At 65.6% G+C, this 19,980-nt stretch carries 22 protein-coding genes; 1 reads left to right on the top strand and 21 read right to left on the bottom strand.

The features are described 5' to 3' along the window. Positions 1–166 precede the first annotated feature (166 nt). The 5 genes from LZD57_RS20600 to LZD57_RS20580 form a co-directional block, all read right to left on the bottom strand. Positions 167–421 carry a DNA-binding protein gene (locus LZD57_RS20600; protein WP_233721466.1) on the bottom strand — a complete coding sequence of 85 codons (255 nt, stop codon included), beginning with the start codon at positions 419–421 and terminating at the stop codon, positions 167–169. Positions 422–447: 26 nt separating this feature from the next. After that, positions 448–723 carry a toxin gene (locus LZD57_RS20595; RefSeq protein ID WP_233721465.1) on the bottom strand — a complete coding sequence of 92 codons (276 nt, stop codon included), beginning with the start codon at positions 721–723 and terminating at the stop codon, positions 448–450. A 60-nt stretch (positions 724–783) separates the two neighbouring features. Next, positions 784–1,137, bottom strand: a complete 354-nt coding sequence (locus LZD57_RS20590) for a helix-turn-helix domain-containing protein (RefSeq protein ID WP_233721464.1) — start codon at positions 1,135–1,137, stop codon at positions 784–786. Next, on the bottom strand, positions 1,124–1,417 hold the full coding sequence (locus LZD57_RS20585) for a BrnT family toxin (protein ID WP_233721463.1): 294 nt from the start codon (positions 1,415–1,417) through the stop codon (positions 1,124–1,126). Before LZD57_RS20585 ends, LZD57_RS20590 begins: the two co-directional genes overlap by 14 nt. A 192-nt stretch (positions 1,418–1,609) precedes the next feature. Beyond that, on the bottom strand, positions 1,610–2,560 hold the full coding sequence (locus LZD57_RS20580) for a TAXI family TRAP transporter solute-binding subunit (protein WP_233721462.1): 951 nt from the start codon (positions 2,558–2,560) through the stop codon (positions 1,610–1,612). Positions 2,561–2,768: 208 nt separating this feature from the next. Here LZD57_RS20580 and mscL point away from each other — a divergent pair, with 208 nt between their 5' ends. After that, positions 2,769–3,206 carry a large conductance mechanosensitive channel protein MscL gene (gene mscL / locus LZD57_RS20575; RefSeq protein ID WP_233721461.1) on the top strand — a complete coding sequence of 146 codons (438 nt, stop codon included), beginning with the start codon at positions 2,769–2,771 and terminating at the stop codon, positions 3,204–3,206. Between the two features lie 329 nt (positions 3,207–3,535). Here the strand turns inward: mscL and LZD57_RS20570 are convergent, their stop codons facing one another. The 16 genes from LZD57_RS20570 to LZD57_RS20495 form a co-directional block, all read right to left on the bottom strand. Beyond that, on the bottom strand, positions 3,536–4,693 hold the full coding sequence (locus tag LZD57_RS20570; protein ID WP_233721460.1) for a M12 family metallopeptidase: 1,158 nt from the start codon (positions 4,691–4,693) through the stop codon (positions 3,536–3,538). A gap of 423 nt (positions 4,694–5,116) precedes the next feature. Beyond that, positions 5,117–6,061 carry a 2-hydroxyacid dehydrogenase gene (locus LZD57_RS20565; protein ID WP_233721459.1) on the bottom strand — a complete coding sequence of 315 codons (945 nt, stop codon included), beginning with the start codon at positions 6,059–6,061 and terminating at the stop codon, positions 5,117–5,119. An 83-nt stretch (positions 6,062–6,144) separates the two neighbouring features. Further along, positions 6,145–7,647, bottom strand: coding sequence for a tripartite tricarboxylate transporter permease (locus tag LZD57_RS20560; RefSeq protein WP_233721458.1), 1,503 nt, complete (start codon positions 7,645–7,647; stop codon positions 6,145–6,147). 3 nt (positions 7,648–7,650) lie between these two features. After that, entirely contained in the window at positions 7,651–8,124 is a 474-nt protein-coding gene (locus LZD57_RS20555) for a tripartite tricarboxylate transporter TctB family protein (RefSeq protein ID WP_233721457.1), read from the bottom strand. 316 nt (positions 8,125–8,440) lie between these two features. Next, positions 8,441–9,427, bottom strand: coding sequence for a Bug family tripartite tricarboxylate transporter substrate binding protein (locus tag LZD57_RS20550; protein WP_233721456.1), 987 nt, complete (start codon positions 9,425–9,427; stop codon positions 8,441–8,443). 272 nt (positions 9,428–9,699) lie between these two features. Continuing rightward, positions 9,700–9,882 carry a type II toxin-antitoxin system RelE/ParE family toxin gene (locus LZD57_RS20545; protein WP_233721455.1) on the bottom strand — a complete coding sequence of 61 codons (183 nt, stop codon included), beginning with the start codon at positions 9,880–9,882 and terminating at the stop codon, positions 9,700–9,702. Positions 9,883–9,985: 103 nt separating this feature from the next. Then, positions 9,986–10,258, bottom strand: coding sequence for a ribbon-helix-helix domain-containing protein (locus LZD57_RS20540; RefSeq protein WP_233721454.1), 273 nt, complete (start codon positions 10,256–10,258; stop codon positions 9,986–9,988). A 143-nt stretch (positions 10,259–10,401) separates the two neighbouring features. Beyond that, the gene (locus tag LZD57_RS20535; RefSeq protein ID WP_233721453.1) at positions 10,402–11,250 is read right to left on the bottom strand and encodes a fumarylacetoacetate hydrolase family protein; all 849 of its coding nucleotides are present in this window, start codon (positions 11,248–11,250) and stop codon (positions 10,402–10,404) included. A 316-nt stretch (positions 11,251–11,566) separates the two neighbouring features. After that, positions 11,567–12,310 (bottom strand): SDR family NAD(P)-dependent oxidoreductase, encoded by a 744-nt coding sequence (locus tag LZD57_RS20530; RefSeq protein ID WP_233721452.1) that lies wholly within the window; start codon positions 12,308–12,310, stop codon positions 11,567–11,569. A gap of 108 nt (positions 12,311–12,418) precedes the next feature. Beyond that, entirely contained in the window at positions 12,419–13,234 is an 816-nt protein-coding gene (locus LZD57_RS20525) for a GntR family transcriptional regulator (RefSeq protein WP_233721451.1), read from the bottom strand. Positions 13,235–13,271: 37 nt separating this feature from the next. Beyond that, positions 13,272–14,171, bottom strand: coding sequence for an NAD(P)-dependent oxidoreductase (locus tag LZD57_RS20520; RefSeq protein ID WP_233721450.1), 900 nt, complete (start codon positions 14,169–14,171; stop codon positions 13,272–13,274). A gap of 109 nt (positions 14,172–14,280) precedes the next feature. Then, on the bottom strand, positions 14,281–15,255 hold the full coding sequence (gene denD, locus LZD57_RS20515; RefSeq protein ID WP_233721449.1) for a D-erythronate dehydrogenase: 975 nt from the start codon (positions 15,253–15,255) through the stop codon (positions 14,281–14,283). Positions 15,256–15,618: 363 nt separating this feature from the next. After that, the gene (locus LZD57_RS20510; RefSeq protein WP_233721448.1) at positions 15,619–16,371 is read right to left on the bottom strand and encodes an SDR family oxidoreductase; all 753 of its coding nucleotides are present in this window, start codon (positions 16,369–16,371) and stop codon (positions 15,619–15,621) included. Positions 16,372–16,481: 110 nt separating this feature from the next. Further along, positions 16,482–18,302 carry an IlvD/Edd family dehydratase gene (locus tag LZD57_RS20505; RefSeq protein WP_233721447.1) on the bottom strand — a complete coding sequence of 607 codons (1,821 nt, stop codon included), beginning with the start codon at positions 18,300–18,302 and terminating at the stop codon, positions 16,482–16,484. Between the two features lie 306 nt (positions 18,303–18,608). Next, positions 18,609–19,004, bottom strand: coding sequence for a DUF1761 domain-containing protein (locus LZD57_RS20500; RefSeq protein ID WP_233721446.1), 396 nt, complete (start codon positions 19,002–19,004; stop codon positions 18,609–18,611). 245 nt (positions 19,005–19,249) lie between these two features. Next, complete coding sequence (locus LZD57_RS20495) at positions 19,250–19,972, bottom strand: class I SAM-dependent methyltransferase (RefSeq protein WP_233721445.1); 723 nt, start codon at positions 19,970–19,972, stop codon at positions 19,250–19,252. Between the last annotated feature and the right edge of the window lie 8 nt (positions 19,973–19,980).

Below are 19,980 nucleotides of genomic sequence, written 5' to 3'. Positions count from 1 at the left end.
GGGGGTGTCGCGCCATCTTCGAGAAGTCCGGCGCGAATTCGTCCCCCTCTGCCTGCCGGCATCTCCCCCGCAAGGGGGGAGATCAGGCCAATCGCCAGCCCGGCTTCGAGCGATTATCCTGCGGCGGTCGGACCGCGCTTTCACACCGAAGCCGTGTGGCCGCGCTCTATCCCTTTGCGTATTCGTGCAGGATCGTATCGATCAGCGTCTCATAATGCACCCCGCGTTCCGCCGCCTTCGTCTTGAGACGGGCAAGATCGCCCTCGGAGAGCGAGATCGAGATTTGCCGGCGTGCCGTATCGTCGAGCATCCGAAGCGCGGCATGTTTCAGGATTGCACGTTTTTCTTCGATGCCGCCGGTCGAGACCCAGCCGCCGGCTTCATTGAACACGTATTCGGCCCGTTCCTCGTCGGTCTCCAAAACCGGTACCGGTTCCTCTCGGGGGTTCATTTCCGGCTCTCCAGATATTGTTTCGTCGCCTTTCGGCTGGGATACATCGTCTTGAAAAACACGCCATCCGGGCGGCGAACAAAGGGAACGACCCAAGCATATCCGTCGATTTCGACGATCCACTGATACTGATGTGGATATCGGACGGGGTTCGGATGCGCTCTTTCATCGAGAAAGCGCTCCATCGACAGGGCGACCAGGACGCGATCGAAACCAAAGCCATACTGTTGTTTGAGGATGGCGTCCTTCTCGTCGCTCCATGCGATCTTCATGGCGCAAGTATGCGCTCGACCAGTGCTACGAGCAAGCCGAGCAGCACGCCAGTGCTGCCTTCATGCACCGCCGAGAGCGCGATCGACGGCCTCGGGCTCCGCCTCGATGACGGCGAGGTAGGCGAGTGCCGGCGCATCCGGCGAGCGGCGCGCCTGTTCCCAATCGCGCAGGGTGGCAACCGGGATTCGATAGCGGGTGGCGAATTCGACCTGGTTGAAATTGAGCCGTTCACGGAGCCGCTTCAGGCGGCGGGCGACGACGGCGCGCTCGAGCATGGCGTCCGAGGGAGGGGCCGCGTCGGTGTCAGACGCCTGCAGTGCATCGATGGCTTCCTCGGTCAGCCCGGCAAGGCGACGACTGGCTTCTGCCGAGGGGCGCGGTGGATCCAAAGGATCGAGTTCAAACGTCGCCATGGTAGGCTTTCCTCTGCTTCCGGCTGGCGGGCCAAGCCGTGACGATCCGGCAGGTGTCGCCCCGCATCGTATAGACAACGGCGAGAACGATACCCGAAGCGCTACCAATGGTGATACGCCTCTCCTCACCGTAGTCCCGCCTGTCGTCGATCATGTCGAGGCGATTGGGATCGAGGAAGACTCCGGCAGCCAACTGAAAAGCAATACCGCGCAGCGCTTCGACCTGCGCGGCTTTGTCGTCGTCCCACTCGAAATAGCGCGGAGTTCTTACGATGGACATCGTACGGCAATGCCGTATTTATGGCAACTCACCGATGTATCCCGGGCTTTAGGTGAGTACGCACATAGGGGCGCGCCCACCCGTTCGTCCCGCTTCGATCAATGGTCGAGTTGCGACCGTGAGCGGCCCGTACCAGACGAAAGGGGCGGCGAGAAAAGCCTCGCCACCCTTTGCTTTTCACTTGACTGCGCCTTACAGCAGCCCCGCTTCCTTGTAGTAGCGCTCGGCGCCGGGATGCAGCGGCACGGGCAGGTTCTTCGCGGCCGTCTTGGGGTCGATGGCCTTGGCAGCATTGTGGGCGGCGACGAGCTCCGGCAGGTGCTCGAAGAGCTGCTTGGTCATCTGATAGGCGAGTTCCTCGTCGACGTCCGAAGAGGTGACGAGGATGTTGGTGATGGCGAGCGTCGGCACCGCCTGGTCCTGGCCGTCATAGGTGCCGGCCGGGATCTCGACGGCCTGGAACGGCGCGCCGAGCTTTTCGGCGATCGCGGCGGGAACGGCGACGACGGTGATCGGCAGCGAGGCGGCGAGGTCGCGGATCGAGGCGACGCCGAGGCCGGCGGACTGGAGCGTCGCGTCGAGCTGGCGGTTCTTGATCAGCTCGACCGACTCGGCAAAGGGCAGATATTCGGTCTTGCCGAGATCGTCATAGCTCATGCCCGCGGCCTCGAAGATCGCCCGGGCGTTCAGCTCCGTCCCCGAAGCCGGCGCGCCGACCGACAGGGCCTTGCCCTTCAGGCCTTCGAGATCGGTGATGCCGGAATCCTTCGAGGCGACGATCTGGACGTAGTTCGGATAGATCGCCGCGATCGCCCGCAGCTTCTCGACCTTTTCCGGGAATCCCGCCTCGGCGTCGCCTTCGGCCGCCGCCTTGACCGAATCGCCGAGCGCGAAGCCGATCTCGCCGCGCCCCTGGGTGACGAGCTTGATGTTCTCCACCGAGGCCTTGGTCGACTGGACCTGCGTCTTCACGCCCTCGATGTTGTCGCTGTAGACCTTGGCCAGCGCGACGCCGAGCGGATAGTAGACGCCGGAGGTGCCGCCGGTCAAAACGTTGATGAACTGCTGGGCCGAGGCGGCGGCGGGCGCAAGGGCGAGGCCGGCAACGACGGCGGACGCCGCGAGGCGCGTGAAAAGTCTCATGGATTTCCTCCCGTTCGGGCCAAGGGCGGCCCATGGGCGGAGCTTCTCACAGCCGAAGGCGAAAGCTCAACCCCGCCTCTGCCCGACCTTCGTCTGATGGGCGCGAGGAGGCGATGGCCGATTTCACGTGAAACGCCGCGTCGCCATGCGGCAAATCCACCGGCCTCCCCTAGATGGCCGGAAAACGAACGCTTTTGCCGGAGCCGCGATGCTGAAGGAATTCCGCGAATTCGCCCTGAAGGGCAACATGGTCGATCTCGCCATCGGCATCATCATCGGCGCGGCCTTTTCCGGCCTCGTCAACTCCATCGTCTCCGATCTCTTCATGCCGCTGGTCGCGGTGATCACCGGCGGCGTCGACTTCTCCAACAAGTTCGTCGCCCTCTCCGGCAGCGTCACCGCCGCGGGGCTGGAGGAGGCCCGCAAACAGGGCCCCGTCTTCGCCTATGGCCGCTTCATCACCCTGGCGATCAACTTCGTCATCGTCGCCTTCATCCTGTTCCTCGTCGTCAAGATGATGAACCGGCTGAAGCGCAAGGAGGAGGAAAAGCCGGCCCCGGTCGCCGAAGTGCCGCGGGAGGAGAAGCTCCTGGAGGAGATCCGCGACATCCTGGCGACGAGCGCCGGGGCAGAGCGGCGGGTGTAGGGCGGGAATTGGGCTCCCCCGCCTCCGATTTGCGTGTCCTGTGCCAGCCATCGATACGGAGCCGCTTTTTTGCAGGCAAACGCCGGCAGGAATGCCGGCCTTCTCCGCCGGCCGAGATGTGACCGCTGTGTCTGCGGCGAGCGGCGACTTGGGGTGGTAAGCTGCCGTTCGCAAAACGGCGAGGGAATGGCGGCTATGCGGACACAGCCCCAATTCGCTGCGGCTGTGCCAAGGTCCGCTTCCGGAAATCTGTGATTGCCAAAACGGTCGTTTCCGGCAGTAACAAAAACGTACTATTTTTGACCAACCTGAATGAGTTCAACTCGAATTCATTTTGGATACATCTGCGAAGCGCATAGTTTATCAGATTCGGATAACGTGTTCGCTTGCCTGTACGAAGCGCCATCTGTCGTTATCTCGGATGGTATACTGAACATCATAATAGAGTGTGGATCAAAATCTCGAACACATGGGTAAGAGTTACTTTTTGACAGTAGTTCGCTGTCAATCATTGCCCTAGTCCAGCCATACCTACTACGGAGAAAATCATAAGTAGTCTCGTAGTTCCAGGATATGCGGCTACGTGGATTTTGATGCTCATGCACAAGTCCCAACGCATGGCCAAATTCGTGGAGGGCAGTTCTTTGGGGAACATTTGTCTGCAACCACATAGTAGGATTATCGGAGGGCACGTTAAGAGCATTTCGTCCGACCATCGCCGAATTTCTATTGCTCCTAGGCATTATTCGAATGACAGCATCGCTAGGGTCGTCAGTGGAGACAATGGTGAGGTTCATATGCTGGGACCACTCGTTCGCAGCCGCCTCGACCGCCTCTCGAGTTGCTTCCGTGGGTTCCGCCAGGAAAGAATAGGTTAGCGTTGAGCCATTTTCAAATAATAGTTGGCGACCAACTCGACCAGGTCCACCGACCGAAAGCTCTGGGATGATTGTCTTCTCAGGGTTTTCCTGCTGTTCTCTGGCCATAATTACTAGCTCGTCACGATCCAAGGCGTTGAGAACACCAGCTCGCACCAGGAAGAGCAACACTGCCGCGCGCTCGGCATTCGTCTTTCCCTGTTTCTCAAGCTCTGAGCGAACTATTTCATATTGGAATTCGCGTTCTCTAGCTTTAGCCTCAAGCTTGGCGAGATTTTCGCTGGCTGCGACCTCTAACTCTTGCGTTAGTCGCGCCTCGCTCTTTTTAAGCTCGGCTCGTACTTGATCAACAGTTATCGTTCTATCTGTTTCGTCGCTTGCAGTGATGCGATTAAAAATAAATGTCGCGGATAAGGTCAGAAGTCCCGCCAAAGCAGCGACTAATGGTGTGTTCCACAGTAGTTTCTGCTTTTCTTGTGCTAGGCGCTTAGTCTCTATGTCCCGCTCAGCCGCACGGTCCGACGCCCCCAATATTTTCTCGGCTATTGTGGTTCGCACACTTTCCGGGATTTTCTCATTGGAAAGAAGCTTCAGATCTTCTGCATCCATGACGGGCACCAAACAAGCATTGCTCTTGTTTGGATGTTAAGCGTTGAGTGCATGCTTGGGCAACAGCCAAAGAATGTGGCAAAAACCTTAGATCAGAACCCTTGCGCCAAAAACGGTCGTTTTCGGCATGAGGTGTCCAGTGCCCGCGATCATAGAAAAACTATGTGCCACAAACTCGTAGCAAAGCCATCTTTGATTTTGTCGCGTTTTTTGACCTGCCTCCAAAGAGCAGACGTTCGCGCGAAGTGCAGCATCGGTCAATGTGGGCTCGGAGCGGACATTCGCCGAGTGGGGCCTGAATGACCGCACTGGGTCGAAAGCCGCCGTGCGGTCGAGGTAAAATCCGGACGGCAATTGCGATGTGGCGGCGGCGCGGCGTCTTGATGGGAGCTTCCGGACGAGCGCGCCGCCGACCCCCGCTCCTCAAACCACCGGGCTGATCAGCGGCTCGCCCCTCAGATGCGCTTTGAGGTTCCGCACCACCATCTGGCCCATGGCGGCCCGGGTCTTGTGCGTCGCCGAGCCCTGATGCGGCAGGAGCACGACGTTCTGGAGCGCCCGCAGCCGTTCGGGCACATGCGGCTCCTTTTCGAAGACGTCGAGGGCGGCGCCGCCGAGGGCGCCGGATTCCAGAAGCTCGATCAGCGCCGTTTCGTCGACCAGCGTGCCGCGGCCCATATTGACGAGCTTGCCCTTGGGGCCGAGGGCCTCCATCACCTTGCGGCTGACGATGCCCCTGGTCTCCTCGGTGCCGGGGGCGATGACGACCAGCCAGTCGACCGCCTTCGCCATCTCGGCGAGGTCGGCGTAATAGGGATAGGGCTGGTGCTCCTGGCGGTGCCGCCCGTGATAGACCACCTCCATGTTGAAAGCCTGGCAGAGCTTCGCGATGGTCTTGCCGATGCGGCCGAGGCCGAGAATGCCCACACGGGTGCCGGTCAGTTCGTCCGTCAGGCCGAAGGTGCCGTCTGTTTCCCAGCGGCCGGCGCGCACGTATGCGTCCGCCTGGGGCACCCGGTGGCAGAGCGCCAGCATCAGGGCGAGCGTCGTCTCGGCGACGCAGTCGTTGAGCACGTCCGGCGTGTTGGTGACGGAAACGCCGTGCTCCTTCGCCGCCGCGACGTCGACCGCGTCGTAGCCGACGCCGAAGGAGGAGACGATCTCCAGATTCGGCAGCGCCGCGATCATCTCCCGCGAGGCGCCGTGATGGCCGCCGGTCGCGACGAAGCGCGTCGTCGGCGCGAGCTTCGCCAGAAGAGCCTCTTTGTCGTCGGCCTCGAAATAGCGGTGGCAGGTGAAGTCCTCGGCCAACGCTGCCTCGACGGGCGCGGCGAAGGGGCAGATTTGCAAAAGATCGGGCTTGGCCATGGTCGGTCCTTGATGGGCTGAATACCGCGGGCGATTCCCACTTGGACAGAACACACCCGCAACGAAAGTGCAAAGTGGCGCGGTCAGGCGCCGGCCGGGCTGGCGCGGCGGCGCCGACGCAGCGCCGCCAGAACCAGCGGGATGCACCAGATGGCGATGGTGAAGAGGCCGAGGCCGGCGGCGATCGGCCGCTCGAAGAAGGCGAGGAAGCTGCCGTCGGCCTTGATCATCGAGGTGACGAAGTTCTGCTCCAGCATCGGACCGAGGACGAGGCCGAGGATCGCCGGGGCGATCGGGATGTCGTTCTCCTCCATCAGGAAGCCGACGACGCCGAAGATCAGCATCAACAGGATGCCGAAGGGCGAGTTGTTGATGGCGAAGGAGCCGACGATGCAGAACATCAGGATGATCGGCATCAGCACCCGGGCGGGGATCGACAGGATCGTGCGCGCCGCCTTGATCGCCACCCAGCCCATCGGCAGCATGATGATGTTGGCGAGGAAGAAGACGATGAAGACGGCGTAGATCAGCTGCGGCTGGTTGATGAAGATCGTCGGGCCGGGGTTCAGCCCCTTGATGTAGAGGACGCCGATGACGATCGCGGTGATCGAATCGCCCGGAATGCCGAAGACGAGGGCGGGAATCCAGGCGCCGCTGACGGCGCCGTTGTTCGAGGCGCCTGCCTCGACGAGGCCCTCGACGTGGCCGGTGCCGAACTTCTCCTTCTGCCGGGAAAACTTCTTCGAGATCGCGTAGGAGATCCAGGCGGCGATGTCGGCGCCGGCGCCGGGCAGGGCGCCGATCGCCGTGCCGGTGACCGAGCCGCGCAGCGCCTGCACCGGATAGCGCTTCAGATTGCCCCATTGGCGGCTGAAGACGCCGGTCCGGCCGCCCTTTTCGACCGCCGGCATGTCAGCCCCGGAGGCGACGGAGCGCAGCACCTCCGAGACGGCGAAGAGGCCGATCATCGCCGGGATGAACTGGACCCCGGCGAGAAGCTCGACGCTGCCGAAGGTGTAGCGCGGCTGGCCGGCCGGATTGTCGATGCCGATGGTGGCGGCGAAGAGGCCGATGACCAGCGAGATCATGCCCCGCGGCACCGAGCCCGGCGAGACGAAGATCGCGCAGGAAAGGCCGAGGACGACCAGCCAGAAATATTCGAAGGAGGAGAATTTCAGCGCCACTTCGGCAAGCACGGGGGCGGCCGTGACGAGGACGATCGTGCCGAAGATACCGCCGATCGCCGAAAACACCAGCGAGGCGCCGAGCGCCTCCTCGGCCCGGCCGGAGCGGGTCATCCGGTAGGCGTCCTCGACATAGGCGGCGCTCGCCGGCGTTCCGGGCATCCTCAGGAGCGTGCCGGGAATGTCGCCGGCGAAGATCGCCATCGCCGTCGCCGTGACGATCGCGGCGATCGCCGGCACGGGGTCCATGAAGAAGGTGACCGGCACGAGCAGCGCCGTCGCCATGGTCGCCGTCAGCCCGGGGATCGCGCCGACGAACATGCCGAAGGCGGCGGAGGCGAGGATCACCAGCAGCACATAGGGCTGGAGGACGAGGCCGAAGGCCTCCGCGAGAATGGACATCGGCTACCAGAGAAACTCGAGGAATTCGCTGCGCGGCAGCGGCACGAGCAACAGCCGGCCGAAGGCCTGCTGGATGACGACGCAGGCGAGCACCGAGACGGCGATCGCCGTCAGCGGGCGGGTCTTCAGGGTCAGCATCAGGACGGCCATGACGACGAGCGAGGCCGGCACGAAGCCGATCGAGGGCGCGGCGACGATGTAGAAGACGATGAGGACAAGCGCGACGACGACCGACAGGACCGAGCGGCGCGAGCGGACCCAGCCGGAAAGCTCCAGCCGGGGCATGCGCGTGCCGGCGATCGCTGCCTTGGCGATCATGAACAGGCCGAGACAGCCGGCAAAGATCGCGATCGCCCGCGGCATCGTCCCGGCGCCATAGGCCTGGCCGGGAATGTCGGTGAAGCCGAGGGCCGAAACGTAGATCGCGATCCCGCCGAGAAGCACGAGGATGCCGAGAAGGAGATCGTTGAATTTCATCGGGTTTGTCCGTGGCGGCGAGGCGCGGCTGCAGACGGGTCGTTCAGGGTGGGCGCGAGGCACCCCCCTCTGTCCTGCCGGACATCTCCCCCTCAAGGGGGGAGATCGACCCTTCCGCCATGCGCCGTTCATGATTTACGTGTCTGAGTGGGAACGAACGATGGATCAAAGAGCACAGGCAGCGGCCGAGAGACTGATCTCCCCCCTTGAGGGGGAGATGCCGGCAGGCAGAGGGGGGTGCCTCGCCGCCACATCGCGGATGAAGAGGCGGAGGCGAAGCCTATACGGGGAGGCGCAAGGCCTCCGCTTGCCTGTCTTATTGCTTCGCCAGCCCCGCCTTCTTCATCACCTCGCCGAGCGACTTGTCGTCCTCGGCGACGATCTTGGTCGCCTCCTCGCCCTTGGCCCAGCGGAGGCCGAAGCCGCGCTCCTTCATGAAGCTCTGGTATTCCTCGGAATTGTAGGCCTTCTCGACGGCGGCCTCGAGCTTGGCCTCGACGTCGTCGGGCAGCCCGTCCGGCGCCACCACGGCGCGCCAGACGGCGAGCGTCCAGTCGGAGCCGGTGCCTTCCTTGAGGGTCGGCACGTCCGGGAACAGCGCCTGGCGCTCGTCCGACATGGAAGCCAGCGGCTTCACCCGCCCGGCCTCGATCATCGAGCGGCCCTCGGCGAGGGAGGAGGGGACGATGTCGACGCCGCCGGCGACCATATCCGTAATGCCGGCGGCCGCGCCCTGGCTCGGCACGAAGGTGACGTAGTCGGGCTCGAGGCCCTCCGAGAGGAGCCAGCCGGCGAGGCCGAGATGCCAGATGCCGCCCTGGCCGGTGCCCGACGCCTTGAAGGTGCCCTTCGGCTCGGACTTGATCTTGTCGAGCAGCCCCTGGACGTTGTCGTAGCCGGAATCGGCCGAGACCATGACGCCGCCCGGATCGGCGTTGACGAGGGCGAGGATGTCGTAATCCTCGTAGGTGAGGTCCGTCAGGCCCTGCCAGTGCATCATGTCGATCTCGATCGTCATGATGCCGAGGGTGTAGCCGTCGGGCTCGGCATTGGCGATGGCGCTGTGGCCGACGACGCCCGAACCGCCGGTGCGGTTGACGACGGTCACCGGCTGGCCGAGCTCTTCCTGCAGCAGCGAGGCGATGACGCGGCCGACCGCATCGGTGCCGCCGCCGGCGCCCCAGGGCACGATCATCTGGATCGGCCGGCTCGGATAGTCGTCGGCCGCTTGGGCAGCGGGCATGGCGAAGCTGCCGGCGAGCGTGATGGCCGCCGCGGCGGCGAGAAGCGAACGTCTCTGCATGTCGATTTTCCTCCCGAGGTCGATGGACCGCCGCTTCATCCCCCTCGCGGCCCCTGACGACCGCCCGCACCTCCCAGTGCCGGACGATCGGGCCGCCGGATACGACGGTCGCATTCGCTGCGCACTATTCAGCCCGCGCCGGCAGGTGTCAACGTATACGTGGAAAATCCATCGGCGTGATTTAACGGTCCACGGGGGAGCTCCCGTCCCCCGGGCCATCACAGAACGAGGCGAGGCCAGACGCCGCCCCGCCCCATGAGCAGGCGCGGGCGTCAAAGCGAAAGGCGTCGAACGCTTCTCCCGTGAACGACGGCGAGGATGAGAACGCCATCGGGCATCTCTTCGTAGAGGATCACGTGCGAACGATATTCGTGACGCCGGACGCCCGGTGCAATCGCCTCCGCCGGACGTCCCAGCCGCGGATTCCGCGCAAGCAGAGCAAAGACCTCGAACATCCCACCGTATAGCGGTCCGCCCGGGTCTCCCCGAACAATTCGGAACCGAAAGCGAAGATCTCCGTGACGTCGTCTTCGGCGCGACGTGAAAGACGAAAACGCCTCACTCGGCAGCCGTGCCCCGTCTCGCCGCGGCGCGGCGGCGCGCCTCAGCCTTGATGTCCTCCATCGAACGGTCACTGATCCCGCTGGCACGGGCCTCCTCGACCATCAGACGCAGATCGTCGAGCGTCAGGTCGGGATGCGAGCGGCGCTCCCGGTCGCGGCGCACGAGATCACGGATGTAGTCGCTGGTGCTGGCATATTCGCCGTCGACGATCCGGCGGTCGATCCATTCCTTCATGGCGTCGGGCATGGATGGGGTCACGGATGCCACGGCATTGCTCCTGGAGGGCGAACACAAGGAATATTCACATATGTTCTCATATCGCGCCAGCGGCGCCTCAGCCCGAAACGCCGGCGAGGCGCCGCGGGGCGCCTCGCCGGTGTCGGCGGAAGCCGACGAAGCCTCGGCCCGGCTCAGTCCCGCGCGGCGATCACCGTCTGCTTCTGCTCGCCGAGACCGGCGATGCCCAGCGTCATGACGTCGCCGACCTTCAGATATTGCGGCGGCTTCATGCCCATGCCGACGCCGGGAGGCGTGCCGGTGGTGATGACGTCGCCGGGCATCAGCGTCATGAATTGCGAGACGTAGGAGACGACATGCGGCACGTTGAAGATCAGCGTGTTGGTGTTGCCGGTCTGGCGGCGCTCGCCATTGACGTCGAGCCACATGTCGAGGTCGTGGGGATCGGACATTTCGTCCTTCGTCACCAGCCACGGGCCGAGCGGGCCGAAGGTGTCGTGGCTCTTGCCCTTGGTCCACTGGCCCTGGCGCTTGATCTGGAAGCTGCGCTCGGACATGTCGTTCATCACCGCGAAGCCGGCGACATAATCCATCGCGTCGGATTCGCTGACATATTTCGCTCTGGAGCCGATGATCACGGCGAGCTCGACCTCCCAGTCGAGGGCGTCGGAGCCGCGCGGCATCTCGACGTCGTCGTTCGGGCCGCAGAGCGCGTTGATCTGCTTGGTGAAGATGATCGGCTCGGTCGGCGGCTCGGCGCCGGTCTCGGCGGCGTGGTCGGAATAGTTGAGGCCGATACACAGGATCTTCGAGACGCCGCCGACCGGCGAGCCAAAGCGCGGGCTGCCCTCGACCACGGGCAGCGACGCCGGGTCGATCGCCTTCAGGGCCGCGAGGCCCTTCTGGGAGAGCACGTCGCCGGCGATGTCGGCGACATGGCCGGAGAGATCGCGCAGCTTGCCATCGGCGTCGATCATGCCGGGCTTTTCCTGGCCGAGCGGGCCGTAACGAACGAGTTTCATGGTGTCCTTTCGAGATGTGAACGTTGGTGGATGATGTCGGGCCCGAGTTTGAAGCGGCTCGGACGTAGCCGAAAAGACTGCCACCCCAACGCGCCGTCATCCTCGGGCTTGTCCCGAGGATCTACTGTCACCCCCGCGATAGAATCCTCACAGGCAGGCATATCGTCGCGAGACCAAGAGGTCTTGGTGACGGCGGTAGATCCTCGGGACAAGCCCGAGGATGACGACGCTGCAATCGCTGGCGCCTGATGCGGCAGGGTCGTTGCCGCGGAATGGTCGAAAGACCAGGACACGCCGCCCTGCCTCCCCCATCGCCTCAATACACCGCCCGCCCGCCGGAGATGTCGAAGACCGCCCCGGTGGAAAACGAGCAGTCTTCCGACGACAGCCAGGCGATCATCGCGGCGACCTCGGATGGCTCGACGAAGCGGGCGAGGGGGATCTTCGACAGCATGTAGTCGATGTGCTCCTGGCTCATCTGGTCGAAGATGGCGGTGCGGGCCGCGGCCGGGGTGATGCAGTTGACGAGGACGCCGGCGCCGGCGAGTTCCTTGCCGAGCGACTTGGTGAGGCCGATCAGCCCGGCCTTCGAGGCGGAATAATGCGAGGCGTTGGGATTGCCCTCCTTGCCGGCGATCGAGGCGACGTTGACGATGCGGCCGTAGCCGGCGGCGATCATCGACGGCACGAGCGCCCGGGCGGTCAGATAGGGCCCGACGAGATTGACCTCGAGGGTCTTGCGCCAGATCGCCGGATCGAGCTCCCAGGTCTTGCCGTTGCCGCCGGTGATGCCGGCATTGTTGACGAGGATGTCGACCGCTCCGGCGGCGAGCGCCGCGGCCGCCGCCGTGTCGACGGACGTCTCGTCGGTGAGTTCGACGATCTGGCCGCTCGCCTTGGCCCCGAGCCTGGCGAGCGCCTCGTCGATCGCCGCGGCGTCGACGTCCCACAGGGTCACGGCGGCGCCGCTGGCGATCATCCGCTCGGCCGTGGCGAGGCCGATGCCCCGCGCCCCGCCGGTGATCACGGCCCTGCGGCCGGAAAGGTCGATGCGGTTCATTTTCGTTCACTCCCTGTCGCGGTCGCCTCCGCCGCGATGCGGCCCGCCATGGCATATCGGGCGATCGCAATCAACGTATACGTCGAGACCAGGCCCGCGTTCTTCCGCTCAGCCCTGGCCGGAAAACTCCCCCGCCTGTCGCCGCAGGATGGACAGCGCCATGCGGTCGGCCCGTTCCCGGTGCTGGGCGTGCAGATGCGAGGCGAGGCGCTCGTCGCCGGCGCGGATCGCCTCGAAGATCGCCCGGTGCTCGCGGTCCGACTGGGTCGGCCGGGGCCTCAGCTTCACGATCGCCATATGCGCCCTGTACTGCTGGTCCCAGCACAGCCGCAGCGCGGCCTGCAGGCGCCGGTTTCCGCACAGGCCGACGAGTTCGGAATGGAAGACGTTGTCGAGATGCGACCACTGGACGATGTCGCCTCGCTCGGTCTCGCGCTCCATCTGGTCGAGCAGGGCGGAGAGGCGGCGCGCCTCCTCGTCGTCGAGGCCGCGCCGGGCGAGCCGCGCCGCGGCCCGCACCTCCAGCGGCGAGAGAACGTCGTAGATCTGGGCGAGGTCGTCGAGCGACTGGGACTTGACGGTGATGCCGTGGCGGGGCCGGACCTCGACGAGGTCCTCCTCCTCCAGTCGGATCAGCGCCTCGCGCACCGGCGTGCGGGAGAGGCCGAGGAGGCTGGCGACCTCGGCCTCGAGGAGCTTCGTGCCGGGCGGCAGCCGGCCTTCCAGGATGCGGAACTTCAGGTCGTGATAGGCCCGGTCGCGGGCCGGCATGCGGGCGACGCCGGCCAGCGTCGGCCGCGGGCGCGAGCCGCCATGCGCCGGGCTTGGACCCGGACGGGCCTTCTTCGCCCGGTCCGGTTCGCCCGGCGCGATCTCAGGTCGCGGCGTCGTCTTCTGCCGATCGTCGGGCGTCATCTCCGCCATCGCATCGTCACGTCCCCTTCGCCTCGGGCACCCGAGGTCACGATCCCTTCGTCTTCGCCACGCCGTTGAGCTCGGCGACGGTGTCGGCGAGCGTCGGCAGGTAGTTGCCGCCGTGGCCGATCGACTCGGCGGTGGCGAGCCCGTTCTTCACCGCCGAGGAGACGTTGCTGGCAATGCCGCTTTCGTTGGCCAGCGACACCAGATAGCGCATGTCCTTGTGGGCGTTCCTCAGCGTGAACTTGTGGGCGTTCGGATTGCCGCCGACGACATAGTCCATGAAGGTCTGGTAGAAGCCGCAATCCATCCGGCCGCCGCCGATGACCGAATGGAAGACCTCGGCGGAAACGCCGCTCTTGGCGCCGATGGCGAGGGCTTCCGCGTAGATCGACGCATAGCCGAGCGACAGGAAGTTGTTGAGGAGCTTCATCGTGTGGCCGGCGCCGACCGCGCCGACCCGCACGACCTTGCCGCCGACGACGTCGAGGATCGGCTTGATCCGCTCGAACACCTGTTCGCTCGCCCCGACCATGAGGTCGAGATTGCCCTCCCACGCCTCCTTCGGCGTCCGCGACAGGGGCGCGTCGACGAAGGTGACGCCTTCCGCCTCGCAGCGCTCGGCCACCTTGAAGGTCGACACCGGATTGGCGGTGGAACTGTCGACGATCGTCCGCACCGTGCCCTTCGCGCCGAGGATCGCATCGACCGCCGCCTCGACTTCCGGGCTGCCGGGCAGGCAGAGAAAGACGAGGTCGGCCGTCTCGGCGATGGCCGCGATGCTCTTGGCCTCGCTTGCTCCACGTGAAACGAGGTCCTCGATCGGCTCGCGGTTGCGATGGGCGAGGACGGAGAGGGGATGGCCGGCCTCGACGAGGTTCTTCGCCATGCCGTGGCCCATCAGCCCGGCGCCGATGAAGCCGATATGCGGTTTGTCGGTCATGGATCGGTTCTCCCGGATTTGATTAGTCGGCTTGTTTTCGTGCGGTCTGGTATCGGGTGTCCGCATTCTGAAGGCAGCGCGGGGTATGCCGGCACCATCCGACGATCTGTCACCCCCGCGCCGCCTCGTCGGCGATGTGGGCGCGGATGATGTCGGAAAAGCTCTTGTCGGCGGAGAAGCCGACGCTCTCGGCGCGGCCGGCGTCGAAGTCGCGCGGCCAGCCGGCGACGATCTTCTCGATCACCGCGTCCGGCTCGCGGCGGATGCGGTTGGCCACCGCGTCGCCCGCGACCTCGCGCAGCGCCTCGATCATCTCGGCGATGGTGACCGACAGGCCGGGCATCGTCAGGCAGCGCCGCGCGCCGAGGACGTCGGTGTCCATCGTCGCCGCATGCATCAGGAAACCCACCGCCGAGGCCGGGCTCGCCACCCAGTGGCGGACGTCGTCGGCGACGGGCAGGATCGCCTCCTCGCCGGCCAGCGGTTCGCGGATGATGCCGGAAAAGAAGCTCGACGCCGCCTTGTTCGGCTTGCCGGGGCGAACCACGATCGTGGGAAGCCGGATGCCGACGCCGTCGACGAAGCCCTTGCGGCTGTAGTCGTTCAGCAGAAGCTCGCAGATCGCCTTCTGGGTGCCGTAGCTGGTCAAGGGCGCCGCGAGGAAGGTGTCGGTGATCTTCTCCTCGAAGGGCGCACCGAACACCGCGATCGAGGAGGTGAAGACGAGGCGCGGCCGGTAGTTCTCGCCCTCGGCGCGGATCGCCTCCAGGAGATGCGACATGCCCTCCTGGTTGATCCGGTAGCCCTTGTCGAAATCGGCCTCGGCCTCGCCGGAGACGATGGCGGCGAGATGGAAGATCATGTCGGGCCGCTTTGCGACCAGCGCCTTCACCGTCGCCGCATCGGCGATGTCGCCGGCGCTGGAATGGATTTCGACGCCCTCCGGCGCCGCGATCTGCGGCTCGACCACGTCGAAGGCGTCGATCGCCCCGATCGTCTCGCCGGCGATGGTCTTTTCGGCAAGCAGCCGGTCGATCAGCCGCCGCCCCACCATGCCGGCCGCGCCGAGTACCAGGATCCGCATGTTCTTCCTCCCTTATGCATTCGGCGCGCCGGCCTTCGCCTGGACGCGCATTCGTTTCGCCTGGCCGGCCGGATCGTCGGAAGCGTCCGCGGCCGGCGTGCCCCCGTCCGTCCTCCTGAGCCCGCCCTACGGCGGACATCTCCCCACGAGGGGGAATTGAACCGTGTTCGGCGCCTTTGCCCTTTTGCCAGCGACTGCGCGGCGCCAACTTCGATGCGAACGGCTGCCCATTCCGAAGAAGCCGAAGACTCCAACGCTTCGTCATCCCGGCCACCGAGCCGGTATGACGAAAGTGGTTATGCCCTCGCCCATCCTGACATCGTCCGACCGTCGTCGCTTCCGTGTCCCGATCCCTCTTACGTCCTACAGCGAAAACCCGCCGTCGATCACCTGCGTCGTGCCCGTGGTGAAGGCGCTTTCGTCCGAGGCGAGATAGACCGCGAGATGGGCGATTTCCGCCGCCCGGCCGATGCGGCCCATCGGCTGGCGCTCGACGAAGGCCGCCCGCGCCTTGTCGACGCCGCCGACCGACTGGCCGAGGTCGGCGATGCGCCCGTCCAGCGAGGGGGATTCGATCGTGCCGGGGCAGATGGCGTTGCAGCGGATGCCGCGCTTGACGAAGTCGATGGCGACCGATCGCGTCAGGCCGACCACCGCCGCCTTGCTGGCCATGTAGACGTAGCGGTTCGGCACGGCCTTGATCGAGGACGCGGCCGAAGCGACGTTGATGATCGAGCCCCCGCCGTTTTCGAGCATGCGCGGAAGCAGCGCCGCGATCGTCCGGTGCATCGCCTTGACGTTGAGGTCGAAGGAGAAGTCCCAGGCCGCCTCGTCGCAGTCGAGCACCGTGCCGTGATGGACGTAGCCGGCACAGTTGAACAGGATGTCGGGCGTCTCGACGGTGTCGAGATAGGCCTTCACCGCCGCCGAATCGGTGACGTCGAGGGCGGCGAGATGGGCGTTGCCGGCGTGGTCGAGGCCGGTCAGCTTCTGGGCGTCGAGATCGGTGGCGTAGACCGTCGCGCCCTCGGCGACGAAGGCTTCGGCGACGGCGCGGCCGATGCCCTGCCCGGCGGCGGTGCAGACGGCGACCTTGCCCTCGAGGCGTCCTGTCATGGTCGGCATTCCTTCATGTCATCTGTCCGGTGCCCGGCCACACCCGGGCCGGGCGGAAAACCGGTCTGCGGCGGGCCGGAGGGTCGCGGACCGACCGGCTCGTTTGCCGCTCAGTGGTTGTCGCGCGGCACCTTCGGCATGTCGCCGCTCGCGCCGCCCTGGGCGAGACGCTGGTAGGTGACGGCCGGCTGCAGCACCATGCCGGTCTCGAACTGCGAGACGATGCCGCGCTGGATCTCCTGCCAGGGCGTCTGATGGGCGGGGAAGTGGTAGCCGCCGTTCGCCTCGAGGTCCTTGCGCCGGGTCGCCAGTTCCTCGTCCGAAACGAGGATGTCCGCCGTGCCGCGGCCGAGATCGATGCGCACCCGGTCGCCGGTCCGAAGCAGCGCCAGGCCGCCGCCGGCCGCCGCCTCGGGCGAGGCGTTGAGGATCGACGGCGAGCCCGAGGTGCCGGACTGGCGGCCGTCGCCGATGCAGGGCAGCTCGGTGATGCCGCGCTTGATCAGATAGTCGGGCGCGCGCATGTTCACGACCTCCGCGCCGCCCGGATAGCCGATGGGGCCGGCGCCGCGCATGAACAGGACGGAATTCTCGTCGATGTCGAGGGCCGGGTCGTCGATCCGGTGGTGATAGTCCTCCGGCCCGTCGAACACCACCGCCTTGCCCTCGAAGGCCATCGGGTCCTCGGGGCTCTCCAGATAGGTCTTGCGGAACTTGGGCGAGATGACCGACAGCTTCATGATCGCCGAGGAGAACAGGTTGCCCTTCAGCACCCGGAAGCCGGCATGCGGCTTCAGCGGATCGTCGAAGCGGCGGATGACCTTCTCGTCCTCGATGACGGCGCCGCGGCAGTTGTCGCCGATCGACCTGCCGTTGACGGTCAGGGCGTCCTCCTTGATGAGGCCCTGTTCCATCAGCTGGTTGACCACCGCCGGCACGCCGCCGGCATGATAGTAGTCCTCGCCGAGATACTCGCCGGCCGGCTGCAGGTTGACGAGCAGCGGGATCTCCTCGCCATAGGTCTGCCAGTCGTCGATCGACAGCTCGACGCCGACATGGCGGGCGAGGGCGTTGAGATGGATCGGCGCATTGGTCGAGCCGCCGATCGCCGAATTGACGCGGATGGCGTTGACGAATGCGTCCTTGGTCAGGATGTCGGTCGGCTTCAGGTCCTCGTGGACCATTTCGACGATGCGCTTGCCGGTGAGATACGAGATCTCCTGGCGGTCGCGATAGGGCGCCGGGATCGCCGCCGAGCCCGGAAGCTGCATGCCCAGCGCCTCGGCCAGCGAGTTCATCGTCGAGGCCGTGCCCATGGTGTTGCAGTAGCCGGTGGAGGGCGCCGAGGAGGCGACCAGCTTGACGAAGCCCGGATAGTCGATCTCGCCGGCGGCCATCAGCTCGCGGGCCTTCCAGACGATGGTGCCGGAGCCGGTGCGCTCGCCGCGGAACCAGCCGTTCAGCATCGGCCCGACCGAGAGCGCGATGGCCGGAATGTTCACCGTCGCCGCCGCCATCAGGCAGGCGGGCGTGGTCTTGTCGCAGCCGATGGTCAGCACGACGCCGTCGAGCGGATAGCCGTAGAGCAACTCGACGAGGCCGAGATAGGCGAGGTTGCGGTCGAGCGAGGCGGTCGGCCGCTTGCCGGTCTCCTGGATCGGATGGACCGGGAACTCGATGGCGATGCCGCCGGCCTCGCGGATGCCCTCGCGCACGCGCTTGGCCAGCTCCAGATGATGCCGGTTGCAGGGCGACAGGTCAGAGCCGGTCTGGGCGATGCCGATGATCGGCTTGCCGGACTGGAGCTCGTCCTGGCTGAGACCGAAATTCAGATAGCGCTCGAGATAGAGCGCCGTCATGTCCGGATTGTCGGGATTGTCGAACCACGCACGGGACCTGAGCGGGATCTTGGGGAAATTCGAATCGGTCATTGCGGCTCCCGGCACGTCCGCCGCTGGCGGAGGCCTCATTTTTCATGAAACGACGTATACAATAAGCGCCGGCAAGCGCAAAGCCTTCCTTGGCGCCCGGACGATTCCCCGACCATGGATCGCACAGGAATGAGGCGCGCTCGGGGTGGACGGGCCCGAATGCTCGCGAGAAAGGCGGCCTTTTCTGCCAGTCGCGACGGAGGATGCATTCGGCGATAGCGAATACGCTGTCGCCGGCGCCGGCAGACCCCAGACGCGAAGGCGCCTCGTCCGAAGAGCGCCGGGACCGAACCGGGAATGTGAGGCTCAGACGCTTCCGAAGACCAGGCCCTGGCCGAGCAGGACCAACAGCCAGTGGCCGGCGTCGATCAACGCCAGATCCCAGCCGAAGCGCTGGAAGCGGCGGTTGACGACGATGGTGGTCGCGACGAAGCCGAGCCAGAGATAGAACGCCGCCAGCAGGGCGCCGCCGAGCGTCACCGCCTGAAAATGAGCGAGAAGCAGGGCGAAGACCGTCGCCATGACCAGTTCGGACAAGGCGGCGAGGGCGAAATTGCCGGGGCGTTCCATACCGCCGAGCAATTCGAGGCGCGCCGCGCGCCGCCAGTTGCGGGCGAGCGCCGTGTACCAGATCGTTCCGACGATCATCGAGACCACCGTCGCCAGGACGACGGCAAAATAATCGACCGTCGCCAGCGACATCGGTCGTCCAACCCCTCGTTTCCCCGGAAGAGAGCTTGCGATTCCATGGTCGTTTCGTCAACCGAACATTACCATTCGGTACGGGCGGTCGAAGCCGGGGCCCGGGCCGGCGATTGGTCCGATTTCCCCACAAGGGCGAAGATGCCGGCAGGCAGAGGGGGGTGGCCTCGCGCCGGACCATCAAACGATAGCGCGGTAGCCCCTCTGGGTTGGAAATCGAAGCGTCGCCGCCTCGCTCGTCGTCGTCACGCCTGCCCGATCCATCGCCAGACCGCGACGCGTTTGATCTCCTGGTCCTCCAGCGCCCGGCTGACCGGCACGCTGTATTCCGCCAGCCGGTCGAGGCGCCCGTGCGGCAGGTAGGCCCGTCCGGGATCGCCGACGAGGACGCCGGTTCCGCCGGCCGCCAGCCGATCGAACCAGGGGACCAGCCGTTCGGCCATCCCGCGGTCGTAGAAGACGTCGCCGGCAAGGACGAGGTCGGCTTCGACCTGATGGCCGACGAGGTCGCCGCGAAGAAACCGCACCTTCGCCGTGCCGTCTTCGAAGTTGAGCGCGAGATTGGATGCGAGCGCCGCCTGGGCGAACGGGTCGATGTCGGCGGCCGTCACCGCTTTCGCGCCGGCCACCGCGGCGGCGATGGCGACGAGGCCGGAGCCCGAGGCGAAGTCGAGGACGGTGCGACCGCGCACCCGCTCGGGATGATCGAGGAGAAAGCGCGCGAGCCCCTGGCCGCCCGCCCAGGCGAAGGCCCAGAAGGGCGGCGGCAGGCCGATCGCCTCCAGCTCCGCCTCGCTCTTCAGCCAGATCTCGTGGGCTTCCGAGGCGAGCCGAAGCCGGATTTCCGGAACGTGCGGCGGGCTGGAGACCGAGGTGTTCGCCAGGATGAAGGCCTCGGCCCGGCGGGGGTCGAGCCGTCCTGTGGCGGCCGGCGTCTCCGTTCCGGCACGCGAATCGTCGTCGATCATGGGATCTT

Origin of the sequence: Jiella avicenniae, from assembly GCF_021390325.1 — a bacterium.
GTDB classification, from domain to species: Bacteria; Pseudomonadota; Alphaproteobacteria; order Rhizobiales; family Rhizobiaceae; genus Jiella; species Jiella avicenniae.
This window is presented reverse-complemented; position numbering and strand designations above follow the sequence as displayed.

Excerpts from the sequence above, each read along its gene's own strand:
- LZD57_RS20595 (WP_233721465.1), bottom strand. The coding sequence starts at position 723 with ATGAAGATCGCATGGAGCGACGAGAAGGACGCCATCCTCAAACAACAG.
- LZD57_RS20590 (WP_233721464.1), bottom strand. The coding sequence starts at position 1,137 with ATGGCGACGTTTGAACTCGATCCTTTGGATCCACCGCGCCCCTCGGCA.
- LZD57_RS20585 (WP_233721463.1), bottom strand. The coding sequence starts at position 1,417 with ATGTCCATCGTAAGAACTCCGCGCTATTTCGAGTGGGACGACGACAAA.
- LZD57_RS20580 (WP_233721462.1), bottom strand. The coding sequence starts at position 2,560 with ATGAGACTTTTCACGCGCCTCGCGGCGTCCGCCGTCGTTGCCGGCCTC.
- mscL (WP_233721461.1), top strand. The coding sequence starts at position 2,769 with ATGCTGAAGGAATTCCGCGAATTCGCCCTGAAGGGCAACATGGTCGAT.
- LZD57_RS20570 (WP_233721460.1), bottom strand. The coding sequence starts at position 4,693 with ATGGATGCAGAAGATCTGAAGCTTCTTTCCAATGAGAAAATCCCGGAA.
- LZD57_RS20565 (WP_233721459.1), bottom strand. The coding sequence starts at position 6,061 with ATGGCCAAGCCCGATCTTTTGCAAATCTGCCCCTTCGCCGCGCCCGTC.
- LZD57_RS20560 (WP_233721458.1), bottom strand. The coding sequence starts at position 7,647 with ATGTCCATTCTCGCGGAGGCCTTCGGCCTCGTCCTCCAGCCCTATGTG.
- LZD57_RS20555 (WP_233721457.1), bottom strand. The coding sequence starts at position 8,124 with ATGAAATTCAACGATCTCCTTCTCGGCATCCTCGTGCTTCTCGGCGGG.
- LZD57_RS20550 (WP_233721456.1), bottom strand. The coding sequence starts at position 9,427 with ATGCAGAGACGTTCGCTTCTCGCCGCCGCGGCGGCCATCACGCTCGCC.
- LZD57_RS20545 (WP_233721455.1), bottom strand. The coding sequence starts at position 9,882 with ATGTTCGAGGTCTTTGCTCTGCTTGCGCGGAATCCGCGGCTGGGACGT.
- LZD57_RS20535 (WP_233721453.1), bottom strand. The coding sequence starts at position 11,250 with ATGAAACTCGTTCGTTACGGCCCGCTCGGCCAGGAAAAGCCCGGCATG.
- LZD57_RS20530 (WP_233721452.1), bottom strand. The coding sequence starts at position 12,310 with ATGAACCGCATCGACCTTTCCGGCCGCAGGGCCGTGATCACCGGCGGG.
- LZD57_RS20525 (WP_233721451.1), bottom strand. The coding sequence starts at position 13,234 with ATGGCGGAGATGACGCCCGACGATCGGCAGAAGACGACGCCGCGACCT.
- LZD57_RS20520 (WP_233721450.1), bottom strand. The coding sequence starts at position 14,171 with ATGACCGACAAACCGCATATCGGCTTCATCGGCGCCGGGCTGATGGGC.
- denD (WP_233721449.1), bottom strand. The coding sequence starts at position 15,255 with ATGCGGATCCTGGTACTCGGCGCGGCCGGCATGGTGGGGCGGCGGCTG.
- LZD57_RS20510 (WP_233721448.1), bottom strand. The coding sequence starts at position 16,371 with ATGACAGGACGCCTCGAGGGCAAGGTCGCCGTCTGCACCGCCGCCGGG.
- LZD57_RS20505 (WP_233721447.1), bottom strand. The coding sequence starts at position 18,302 with ATGACCGATTCGAATTTCCCCAAGATCCCGCTCAGGTCCCGTGCGTGG.
- LZD57_RS20500 (WP_233721446.1), bottom strand. The coding sequence starts at position 19,004 with ATGTCGCTGGCGACGGTCGATTATTTTGCCGTCGTCCTGGCGACGGTG.
- LZD57_RS20495 (WP_233721445.1), bottom strand. The coding sequence starts at position 19,972 with ATGATCGACGACGATTCGCGTGCCGGAACGGAGACGCCGGCCGCCACA.